This is a genomic window from Roseivivax isoporae LMG 25204 (assembly GCF_000521865.1).
GTDB classification, from domain to species: Bacteria; Pseudomonadota; Alphaproteobacteria; order Rhodobacterales; family Rhodobacteraceae; genus Roseivivax; species Roseivivax isoporae.
The window spans coordinates 1-429 of the sequence record NZ_JAME01000173.1 but is presented as its reverse complement, the minus strand read 5'-3'; the positions used below and the strand labels follow the sequence as shown (position 1 = coordinate 429).

1 protein-coding gene is annotated in these 429 nt (G+C 68.8%); it reads right to left on the bottom strand.

The genetic code is table 11. The features are described from left to right. Window positions 1–429, bottom strand: a 429-nt coding sequence (locus tag RISW2_RS23215; RefSeq protein WP_043776040.1) for a phage portal protein, incomplete at both ends; no start/stop codon positions are given.

Below are 429 nucleotides of genomic sequence, written 5' to 3'. Positions count from 1 at the left end.
GTGCGGCTTCATGCCGTACTCGGCGATTCCGGGCTGGTGCCGGTTGCGCCCCGTGGTCCAGCGGCGCCACGCGGTGAGCCAGTTCTTCTTGTCCTCGGACCCTTTGAAATTGCCGTCCATCGTGAAGATGTACGGCGGCGTCGCGTCGTTGGTGAACAGCCGGTTCGCGTATTGCTGCAGCGCGATCGCCACCGCCACCGCCTCTCGGCCGTCCACCAGGATCGGCGATGTCCCCCGCAGGTCGTCCTGCAGCGGCGGCATCATGACGTGCCAGAATTCGCCCTCGACGAGGACGGCTTCGGTGCCGTCGCGGCGCCGGAAGCGGATTCGGGTCGAGCCGTCGGACAACTCCTCGACGCGCACCGTGTCGGGGCGGGGGATGCGGCGCAGCTCCGCGATGGCATCGGTGGCCCGGTCGAGGACCACCTC